Annotated in this window: 8 protein-coding genes; 3 read left to right on the top strand and 5 right to left on the bottom strand. The window is 67.0% G+C overall.

The annotated features are described in order from the left end of the window. Positions 1-50 precede the first annotated feature (50 nt). Entirely contained in the window at positions 51-1,505 is a 1,455-nt protein-coding gene (locus BN4346_RS33355; protein ID WP_167666216.1) for a PE-PPE domain-containing protein, read from the top strand. A gap of 56 nt (positions 1,506-1,561) precedes the next feature. On the opposite strand, the gene BN4346_RS33350 is transcribed toward BN4346_RS33355, so the two are convergent. Next, positions 1,562-2,578 (bottom strand): 3-isopropylmalate dehydrogenase, encoded by a 1,017-nt coding sequence (locus tag BN4346_RS33350; RefSeq protein WP_067971303.1) that lies wholly within the window; start codon positions 2,576-2,578, stop codon positions 1,562-1,564. Beyond that, positions 2,575-4,161: a phosphoglycerate dehydrogenase gene (gene serA, locus BN4346_RS33345; RefSeq protein WP_067971301.1), complete on the bottom strand. Its 1,587-nt coding sequence runs from the start codon at positions 4,159-4,161 to the stop codon at positions 2,575-2,577. The genes BN4346_RS33350 and serA overlap by 4 nt, the downstream gene beginning before the upstream one ends. A 182-nt stretch (positions 4,162-4,343) precedes the next feature. On the opposite strand from serA, the gene BN4346_RS33340 reads away from it, so the two are divergent. Both BN4346_RS33340 and BN4346_RS33335 read left to right on the top strand, forming a co-directional pair. Further along, on the top strand, positions 4,344-4,814 hold the full coding sequence (locus BN4346_RS33340) for a DUF4262 domain-containing protein (protein WP_067971300.1): 471 nt from the start codon (positions 4,344-4,346) through the stop codon (positions 4,812-4,814). Positions 4,815-4,840: 26 nt separating this feature from the next. Beyond that, positions 4,841-6,274, top strand: coding sequence for a phytoene desaturase family protein (locus BN4346_RS33335; protein WP_067971298.1), 1,434 nt, complete (start codon positions 4,841-4,843; stop codon positions 6,272-6,274). Between the two features lie 81 nt (positions 6,275-6,355). Here the strand turns inward: BN4346_RS33335 and ilvC are convergent, their stop codons facing one another. The 3 genes from ilvC to BN4346_RS33320 all read right to left on the bottom strand — a co-directional run bounded on the left by ilvC (position 6,356) and on the right by BN4346_RS33320 (position 9,820). Continuing rightward, entirely contained in the window at positions 6,356-7,357 is a 1,002-nt protein-coding gene (gene ilvC, locus BN4346_RS33330) for a ketol-acid reductoisomerase (protein WP_067971296.1), read from the bottom strand. Positions 7,358-7,421: 64 nt separating this feature from the next. Beyond that, entirely contained in the window at positions 7,422-7,934 is a 513-nt protein-coding gene (gene ilvN, locus BN4346_RS33325; protein ID WP_067971294.1) for an acetolactate synthase small subunit, read from the bottom strand. Further along, positions 7,934-9,820 (bottom strand): acetolactate synthase large subunit, encoded by a 1,887-nt coding sequence (locus BN4346_RS33320; protein WP_067971292.1) that lies wholly within the window; start codon positions 9,818-9,820, stop codon positions 7,934-7,936. Before BN4346_RS33320 ends, ilvN begins: the two co-directional genes overlap by 1 nt. Positions 9,821-9,870: the final 50 nt, after the last annotated feature.

The raw sequence follows: 9,870 nt of genomic DNA, 5'->3' as shown, positions 1-9,870 counted from the left end.
CTTATTCATGGGTATTCTTTCATTTCTGCCCTGGCTGTAAGGAGATGTTCGTGTCGCTAACGCTTCGTCCCTATGCGACGGCCGGTGTCGCCCTGGTGGGGGCCGGCCTGATCGCCGTCGGCCCGGTAGCAGTGCCCTCGCCCGCCGCCGCACTCTCGGCGGTACAACTCACGTCGACCGGCGGCGGCTACGTGGTCGACTCCCCCAATCACCTGGTGGGCTTGATCGTCGGCGGCAGCGGCATGCCGTTGCCGCAGCAGACCCCCGGCTATGTGCAGAGCATGGACGAGCTCTACATCCAGCGTCTGCTACCGGGCGCCCAAAGCGTTCCGGTATTCACCCCGGAGGGAGCCCAGCCGATATTCTCCGGCGTCAAAAGCCTGCCGCTCGACACCTCCGTAGCGCAGGGCACTGTCATGCTGCACGACTACATCATGCAGAACCTGGCAGCCGGAAACACCGTGGCAGTCTCGGGCTATTCGCAGAGCACGGAAATCGCCGGGAATGTCATGGCCGAATTGCAGCAAGAGGGCGTGGCCGCCGACGCCGTGAAGTTCGTGCTGACCGGTGACGTCCAGAATCCCGACGGTGGCGTCTTCGAGCGGTTCAATCTGACGATCCCAGCGTTTCAAACGACGTTCGCCGGTTACACCCCGCCGGACACCCCGTACGAGACCGCGATCTACTCGCTGGAGTACGACGGCTTCGCCGACTTCCCCAAATACCCGCTGAACATCTTGGCGGACCTCAATGCCGAGCTGGGCGAGATTTTCGTGCATCCGCTGTATTCCGAGCTGACCGCCGACCAGGTCAACAACGCAATCCAGGTGGGTACGACGGCGGGCTATGACGGCGTCACCAGCTACTACATGATTCCCCACGACGAACTGCCACTGTTGGCCCCGCTGCAGCTGCTGCCGGTAGTGGGCCAGCCGTTGGTCGACCTGCTCAATCCGGTCCTGACCCAGCTGGTCAATCTCGGCTACGACAACCCGAACAATGACGGCTGGGACGCGGGAACGGCCAACGTGCCCACCGGGTTCGGGATCTTCCCGAACTGGGATCAGGTGATGGTGGCGCTCAACAATCTCGGTCCTGCCGCCGAGCAGGGCTTCAATGCGTTCGCCCAAGACATCCAGAACCTGGTGTCGAACCCGTCATCGCTGTTCACCGGCATCTCCGATTCCGGCACCGCGCCGACCGACCTGTTCTCCTCGCCGATGGACTTCATCAACACGCTCACCGGCGCGTTCGCCCAGCTGTATTCGCTGCTGCTGCCGGCCGCCGACAGCCTCACGACCCTGGCGATCACCGTGCCGACCCAGGTAGCGAACATCCTGCTGAACAACCTCAGTGATCCGCTGACGGGGCTGGGCCTGGCTGCCGGAACGCTGGTCGCCGGAGTCACCCAGGTGGGTGCCATCGAATTGGGTACGTCGGTCGAGACGCTCGCGTCCGTCTTGAGCGAATTCGGAATCAACATTCCGTTCTTGGACAATCTCTGAAAAACGTGTTGCGGCCCAATCGAGTTGGGCCGCTCCATGTTTATCGCCGAGACGCTCTAGAGCAAGCTCAAGATCCGGTCACCGGTCTCGACCGTGGACAACTTCTGCCCACCGCGGGTGGCCAGGTGCTGCTCGACGGCAGCATCGACCCGGGCCGCGGCGTCATGCTCGCCGATGTGGCCCAGCAGCATGGCCACCGACGTCACCGCGGCGGTGGGATCGGCGATGCCCTGCCCGGCGATGTCGGGTGCGCTGCCGTGCACCGGCTCGAACATCGACGGGTTGGTACCGGTGGCGTCGATATTGCCGCTGGCCGCCAGCCCGATCCCGCCGCAGACCGCGCCCGCGAGGTCGGTGATGATGTCGCCGAACAGGTTGTCGCTGACGATCACGTCGAACCGGCCGGGGTCGGTGACCAGATAGATCGTGGCGGCGTCGACGTGGGTGTAGGCCGTCTCGACGTCCGGGTAATCCTTGGCGATCTCGGCCACCGTGCGGGTCCACAACGATCCCGCGTAGGTCAGCACGTTGTTCTTGTGCACCAGGGTCAAGTGCTTACGCCGGGCGCGAGCCTTCTCGAAGGCGAACCGCACCACCCGGGACACCCCGAACGCGGTGTTGACGCTGACCTCGGTGGCGACCTCGTGGGGGGTGCCGACCCGCAGCGCCCCGCCGTTGCCGGTGTAGGGACCCTCGGTGCCTTCGCGCACCACCACGAAATCGATCTCCGGCGGATCTGCCAGCGGGCTCGCCACCCCGGGGTACAACCGGCTGGGACGCAGATTGACGTGGTGGTCCAGCGCGAAGCGGGCGTGCAGCAGCAGGCCGCGCTCCAGCACACCCGACGGCACCGACGGGTCACCGATCGCGCCGAGCAGGATCACGTCGTGGCCGCGGATCTCTTCCAGCACCGAGTCCGGCAGGACTTCGCCGGTGGCGTGATAGCGCTTGGCGCCCAGGTCATATTCGGTCTTCTCGGTGCCCGGGAGCACCGCGTCGAGCACCTTGACGGCTTCGGCGATAACCTCCGGGCCGATCCCGTCGCCGGGAATGACAGCAAGCTTGAGGCTCATGTCAGGTCTACCTCTTCAATCTTGTTGGCGCCGACCGCAGCAGTGATCGCCGACTGCACGTCGGCGGGCACCTGACGGTCGACCCGCAGCAGGACGGTCGCCGCAGGGCCTTCGGCGTCTTCGGACAGCTGCGCGGCGTGAATGTTGATGCCCGCCGACCCCAGCAGAGTGCCGATCTTGCCGAGCGCGCCAGGCTGGTCGGAGTAGTTGATGATCAGGTTGACGCCCTGTGCCCGCAGGTCGAAGTGCCGACCGTTGATCTCGACGATCTTCTCCACCTGCTGGGTGCCGGACAGCGTGCCGGCAACGGTGACGGTCGAGCCGTCGGCGGCGACCGCCTTGAGCTCAACGACGCTGCGGTGGTTGGGGCTTTCGGTGGCGGTGCCGATCTCGGCGTCGACGCCGCGTTCGGCAGCCAGGGCCGGCGCGTTGACGAACGTCACCGGGTCTTCGATGACCGCCGAGAACAGTCCGCGCAACGCCGACAAACGCAGCACTCCAACGTCTTCGGAGGCCAGTTCGCCGCGCACCTGCACCGACAGCGACACCGGCAGCCCGTCGGCGAGCGCACCCGCCAGCAGGCCGAGCTTGCGCACCAGGTCCAGCCAGGGCGCGACTTCCTCGCTGACCGCGCCACCGCCGACGTTGACCGCGTCGGGAACGAATTCCCCGGCCAGCGCCAGCTTCACGCTCTTGGCGACGTCGGTACCGGCCCGGTCCTGGGCTTCGGCGGTCGACGCGCCCAGGTGCGGGGTCACCACCACCTGCGGCAGGTCGAACAGCGGCGAGTCGGTGCACGGTTCGGTGGCGAACACATCCAGGCCGGCGGCCCGGACATGGCCGCTGGTGATGGCCTCGGCCAGTGCGGCCTCGTCGATCAGCCCGCCGCGAGCGGCGTTGACGATGATCACCCCGGGCTTGGTCTTGGCCAGGTTTTCCTTGCCGATCAGACCCGCGGTCTCGGGCGTCTTCGGCAGGTGCACCGAGATGAAGTCGGCGCGGCCGAGCAGCTCATCGAGGGTCAGCAACTCGATGCCGAGCTGGGCGGCGCGGGCCGCCGACACGTACGGGTCGTAGGCGACGATGTGGGCGCCGAACGCGGCCAGCCGCTGAGCGACCAGCTGTCCGATGCGCCCCAGGCCGACCACACCGACGGTGTGGTCGTAGATCTCGGTCCCGGAGAACGACGAGCGCTTCCACTGCTTGTCGTGCAGCGAGGCGTCGGCGGCGGGGATCTCGCGGGCGGCGGCAAGCATCAACGCGATCGCGTGCTCGGCGGCGCTGTGGATGTTCGAGGTCGGCGCATTGACCACCAGCACACCGCGGGCGGTGGCAGCCTCAACGTCGACGTTGTCCAGGCCGACCCCTGCGCGCGCCACGATCTTGAGCTTGGTGCCGGCCGCGAGGACCTCGGCGTCGACGGTGGTGGCCGAGCGCACCAGCAGCGCGTCCGCTTCCGGTACCGCGGCCAGCAGCTTCTCCCGGTCCGGGCCGTCGACCCAGCGAACCTCGACCTGGTCGCCGAGGGCGGCGACGGTGGATTGGGCGAGTTTGTCAGCGATCAAAACCACGGGCAGAGTCACCCGGACAGCCTAACGATGGTCGCCAGCGCGGCGAAGCCGGGCATCGCCCGTCCCGAGATTGCACTGAGGCAGACGCTGCCGGTCTCACCTGCCTGAGTTCAATCTGACGACGCGGGGCCCCCTTCTTGTCGGACCCCCGGCGGACCCTGGGGTCAATTCGACCCGAGGGAAGGGGAACACCTATGTGCTGGAAATGCGATCACCCGGACAGCACCGTCGAGGAGTGGCTGGATGCCGTTCGCGCCACGGTCGACAGACACGGTTGGGCGGTGCAATACGTGGAGAGCGACCGCGCGCCGTACGCGTACACGGTCGGCCTGCATGAACACGGCCTGCCCGAGCTACTGGTGACAGGTCTGCCGCCGCGGCGGACGGCCCGGTTACTCAACGGCGTGGCCGGTTATCTGCTGAGGGGCGGACGGCCGGTACCCGGCGAATGGATCGAGGGACCGGACGGTCAGCTGATCGCGGTGGTTGCGGTGGAGCATCCGGACGCGCACATGAATGTGGCAATCGCGTTCTACGGCCGCAGTGTGCGGGCACTGCAGCTGGTCTGGCCAGATGAGCGCGGCCACCGGCCGTGGTGCCCCGAATTCGACAACGGCGGCGTGCGGCAGCCGGTATTGGGGGTGCACCCCGATCTGGCCGCGTAGCGCGAGCCGCTCCCTACTATCGACGGATGGACGTCACCGTCGTAGGCAGTGGACCCAATGGTCTGGCCGCCGCCGTCATCTGTGCCCGCGCCGGCCTGTCGGTTCAGGTTCTGGAAGCCCAGCCCACGTTCGGCGGCGGCGCACGCACTGCCGCCGACCCGGAGTTCGGTGACGTCGCCCATGACATCTGTTCGGCGGTGCATCCGCTGGGGTTGGCATCGCCGTTCTTCAGCGAGTTCGATCTGGCCGCCCGGGGGGTGCAGCTGACGGCGCCCGAGATCTCCTATGGCAATCCGCTGGATGACCGGCCCGCGGCCATCGCCTACCGCGACCTGGACCGCACCTGCGCGGAGTTGGAGCACGGTTCGTCGTGGCGCCGGCTGCTCGGCCCACTGGTCGCCGATAGCCAAGCCGTGGTGAAGTTTCTGCTGGGAGACAAACGGTCCGTGCCCTCCGGAATCGCAACGGTCGTCCGGCTGGGGCTGCGGATGGCCGAACAGGCCGGCCCGGCCTGGAACGCGACGCTGTCCGGCGACGATGCCCGCGCCCTCTACACCGGGGTGGCCGCGCACACGATCTCGCGGCTGCCGTCGGTGACCTCGGCCGGCGCGGGCATGATGCTGGCGACGCTTGGCCATACGGTCGGCTGGCCTATCCCTGTGGGCGGCAGTCAGGCGATCACCGATGCACTCATCGCCGATCTGACCGCGCACGGCGGACAGTTGGCCGCCGATAACCCGGTGCGAAAGCCGCCCGGCCGCGTGGTGCTGTTCGACACTGCCCCAACCGAACTGCTGTCGGTCTACGGGGACGCGCTACCGACCCGGTATGCGAAAGCCCTGCGCCGTTACCGTTTCGGCTCGGCGGCCGCGAAGGTCGACTTCGTGCTCTCCGATGAGGTGCCGTGGCGCGATCCGCGGCTGGCGCAGGCGCCCACGCTGCATCTTGGGGGTGACCGCAAACAGATGGTCCAGGCCGAAGCCGAGATCGCCGCCGGCCGGCACGCACCGCGGCCGATGATCTTGGCGGCGCTACCTCATCTGGTCGACCCGTCCCGCATCGACGCCGCCGGCCGACGTCCGATGTGGGCATATGCGCACGTTCCGGCCGGATCGACCGTCGACCAGGCCGAGACCGTCACCGCCGGCATCGAGCGATTCGCCCCCGGCTTCCGCGACATCGTGGTCGCGGTCCGGTCTGTACCGGCAGCCCAGCTGGCAAACCACAATGCCAACTATGTCGGCGGCGATATCTCCGCCGGAGGCAACAGCGCGTGGCGGGCTCTGGCCGGGCCGACGCCGCGGGTAAATCCTTGGGCCACCGCGATTCCCGGGGTATATCTGTGCTCAGCAGCCACACCTCCGGGTGCCGGAGTGCACGGAATGGCCGGCTACTACGCCGCGCGCACCCTGCTGCGACGCGAGTTCGGGGTTCGTGAGTTGCCGAGCCTGGCGCCCTAACACGCCGAGCGTGTACTCAGCGCGAAAAAGCAGTCGAAAACTCGCACTGGGTACACGCTCGGCGTGTGGGTGATCGAACGCCTAGGCGGTTTCGGTGATGGGCCGGTCCACCCAGCTCATCAGGTCGCGCAGCTTCTTGCCGGTGACCTCGATGGGGTGCTCGGCATTCTCCTTGCGCAGACCTTCGAGTTCCTTGTTACCGCCCTCGACGTTGGCCACCAGGCGCTTGACGAAGGTGCCGTCCTGGATGTCGGACAGGATGTCGCGCATCCGCTGCTTGGTGCCGGCGTCGATCACCCGCGGACCGGACAGGTAGCCACCGAATTCCGCGGTGTCGCTCACCGAGTAGTTCATCCGCGCAATGCCGCCCTCGTACATCAGGTCGACGATCAGCTTGAGCTCGTGCAGCACCTCGAAGTAGGCCATCTCCGGGGCGTAGCCTGCCTCGACCATGACCTCGAAACCGGCCTTGACCAGTTCCTCAGTGCCACCGCACAACACGGCCTGCTCACCGAACAGGTCGGTCTCGGTCTCCTCTTTGAAGGTGGTCTTGATGACCCCAGCCCGGGTGCCGCCGATGCCCTTGGCGTACGACAAGGCCAGCGCCTCGCCCTCACCGTTGGGGTCCTGCGCGACCGCGATCAGCGAGGGCACACCCTTGCCGTCGACGAACTGCCGGCGAACCAGGTGGCCCGGCCCCTTGGGCGCGACCATCCCGACGGTGATATCGGCGGCCGGCTTGATCAGGCCGAAGTGGATGTTGAGGCCGTGGCCGAAGAACAGCGCGTTGCCCGCCACCAGGTTCGGCTCGATGTCGTTCGTGAAGATCTCAGCCTGGGCGGTGTCGGGGGCGAGCAGCATGATCACGTCCGCCCACTTGGCCACCTCGGCGGGGGTGTCGACCTCGAGGCCCTGCTCGGCGACCTTGGCGCGCGACTTCGACCCTTCCTTGAGGCCCACCTTCACCTGCACTCCGGAGTCGCGCAGGCTCAGCGAGTGCGCGTGTCCCTGGCTGCCGTAACCGATCACGCCGACCTTGCGGCCCTGGATGATCGACAGGTCAGCGTCGTCGTCGTAGAACATCTCTAACTTCTCTGATGCCACTGGTTTTACTTCCTTACTATCTTTACTGGCTATTTCTGGGGGACTATTTGCTCGTGCCGATGCCGCGCGGACCGCGAGACAACGATACGAGACCCGATTGGACGATCTCGCGGATGCCATAGGGCTCCAACACCCGCAGCAGCGCATCGAACTTGGCCGGCGTGCCGGTGGCCTCGATGATCAACGACTCCGGAGAGACGTCGATCACCCTGGCGCGGAACAGGTTCACCGCCTCGACGATCTGTCCGCGCGTACTGGCGTCAGCACGGACTTTGATCAGCGCAATCTCGCGGGAGACGGAGTTGTCCTCCTCCTGCTCGACGATCTTGATGACGTTGATCAGCTTGTTGAGCTGCTTGGTGATCTGCTCCAGTGGGGTGTCCTCCACCGAGACCACGATCGTCATCCGCGACATGTTCTTGGTCTCGGTAGCGCCGACGGCCAGCGACTCGATGTTGAAGCCGCGGCGGGAGAACAGCGCGGCCACCCGCGCCAGCACACCGGGCTTGTCTTCGACCAGCACCGAGAGCGTGTGGGTCTTCCAACCTGTCGCCATCACGCGTGCCCCTCATTATTCTCGTCGTCGAACAGCGGCCGGATGCCGCGTGCCGCCTGGATTTCGTCGTTGCTGGTGCCGGCGGCCACCATCGGCCACACCTGAGCGTCCGCGCCGACGATGAAGTCGATCACCACCGGCCGGTCGGTGACAGCCTGGGCAGCCTTGATCACATCTTCGACGTCTTCTTCACGCTCGCAACGCAATCCGACACAGCCCAGGGCCTCGGCCAGCATCACGAAGTCGGGGATGCGGTGCGAGTGGGTGGCCAGGTCGGTCTGGCTGTAGCGCTCCCCGTAGAACAGCGTCTGCCACTGCCGCACCATGCCGAGGTTGCCGTTGTTGATCAGTGCAACCTTGATCGGAACGCCCTCGATCGCGCAGGTGGCCAACTCCTGGTTGGTCATCTGGAAGCAGCCGTCACCGTCGATCGCCCACACCTCGGCGTCCGGGCGACCCATCTTGGCGCCCATGGCCGCCGGGACCGCGAAACCCATGGTGCCCAGGCCCCCGGAGTTCAGCCAGGTGCGCGGCTTCTCGTACTTCACGAACTGCGCGGCCCACATCTGGTGCTGGCCAACGCCGGCGACATAGAGCGCGTCGGGTCCGGCGATGCGGCCCAGCGTCTCGATGACGAACTCCGGCGACAGGCTGCCGTCGCTCTGCGGCCCGTAGCTCAGCGGGTAGGTCGAGCGCACCCCGTCGAGGTAGCTCCACCAGTCGGCGAGATCGAGGGAGCCCAGCGCCTTTTCGCGGCGCAGCACCTCGAGCAACTCGGTGATGACGGCCTTGACGTCGCCGACGATCGGAACGTCGGCGTGCCGGTTCTTGCCGATCTCGGCCGGGTCGATGTCGGCGTGAATCACCTTGGCGTCCGGGGCGAACGAATCCAGTTGGCCGGTGACCCGGTCGTCGAATCGGGCGCCCAGGGTGATCAGCAGGTCCGAGCGCTGCAGCCCGGCCACCGCCGCCACCGTGCCGTGCATGCCGGGCATGCCCAGGTGCTGACGGTGGCTGTCCGGGAAGGCGCCGCGGGCCATCAAGGTGGTGACCACCGGGATGCCGGTCAGCTCGGCCAGCTCGGCCAGTTCCTGGCAGGCCTCACCACGGATCACTCCGCCACCCACGTAAAGCACCGGGCGGCTCGCGGCCGCGATCAGCTTGGCGGCCTCGCGGACCTGCCGACTGTGCGGCTTGGTGGTGGGCTTGTAGCCGGGCAGGTCCAGCTGGGGCGGCCAGGCGAAGGTGCATTGGCCCTGCAGCACGTCCTTGGGGATATCGACCAACACCGCACCGGGACGCCCGGAGGCCGCGATGTGGAATGCTTCGGCCAGCGCACGCGGGATGTCGTCACCGTTGCGAACCAGGAAGTTGTGCTTGGTGATCGGCATGGTGATGCCGGAGATGTCGGCCTCCTGGAAGGCGTCGGTGCCGATCAGTTGGCGGCCGACCTGGCCGGTAATCGCCACCACCGGGATGGAGTCCATCTGCGCGTCCGCCAGCGGCGTCACCAGGTTGGTGGCGCCGGGACCGGAGGTGGCCATGCACACCCCGACCCGACCGGTGGCGTGCGCGTAGCCGCTGGCGGCGTGCCCGGCGCCCTGCTCGTGGCGGACCAGCACGTGGCGCAGCTTCGTCGAGTCGTAGAGCGGGTCGTAGACCGGCAGCACCGCGCCGCCCGGGATGCCGAAGATCACGTCGACGTCGAGCTCTTCCAGGGACCGGATCACCGATTGGGCGCCGGTCATCTGCTCCGGCGGAACTCGCCTGCCGGGTGACTTGGCCTTGCCTGAAGCTGCGTCCGGGGCCTTGTCAACGGACTTAGCCCCGTTGGCGGCTTGCGCCGGTGCCGGCCGCTCCGGCGGTCGCGTGGTGGGTGCGCTCACGGTTTCCTCTTTGTCTTCGACGACTGTGTCTTTGGAGACTGCTGGCAACA

The organism is Mycolicibacter icosiumassiliensis, assembly GCF_900078685.2.
Lineage (GTDB): Bacteria > Actinomycetota > Actinomycetes > Mycobacteriales > Mycobacteriaceae > Mycobacterium > Mycobacterium icosiumassiliensis.
Note: the sequence above shows the minus strand (reverse complement) of the source record. Positions and strands in the feature narration are given on the sequence as shown.